Below are 233 nucleotides of genomic sequence, written 5' to 3'. Positions count from 1 at the left end.
GCGGCGACTTTGCCGTAGGCGTCGTATTGCGCGGACCAGACGATTTCGCCGCTGTAGTCGGTGAGTTCCTGTGGGGTGCCGAGGTGGTCGAGTTGGTAGTAGAACGGGCAGGCTTTTTTCGGGCCTTTGCCGTCGAGCATCGCGAGTGGGCGGAAGGTGCCGGGTTCGTAGAGGAAGCTGCGGTATTGCGTGGCGCTGCTTTCGGCGACGAGGTGTTCGCCTTGCCAGAAGAA

At 61.8% G+C, this 233-nt stretch carries 1 protein-coding gene; it reads right to left on the bottom strand.

What is annotated here, in order from left to right; genetic code table 11:
* A partial coding sequence (locus QMX86_RS28330) for an RHS domain-containing protein (RefSeq protein ID WP_282388010.1) occupies positions 1-233 on the bottom strand: 233 nt, incomplete at both ends.

The sequence above is a fragment of the Pseudomonas sp. PS01270 genome, assembly GCF_029959775.1.
In the GTDB taxonomy this organism is placed as follows: domain Bacteria; phylum Pseudomonadota; class Gammaproteobacteria; order Pseudomonadales; family Pseudomonadaceae; genus Aquipseudomonas; species Aquipseudomonas atacamensis.
Note: the sequence above shows the minus strand (reverse complement) of the source record. Positions and strands in the feature narration are given on the sequence as shown.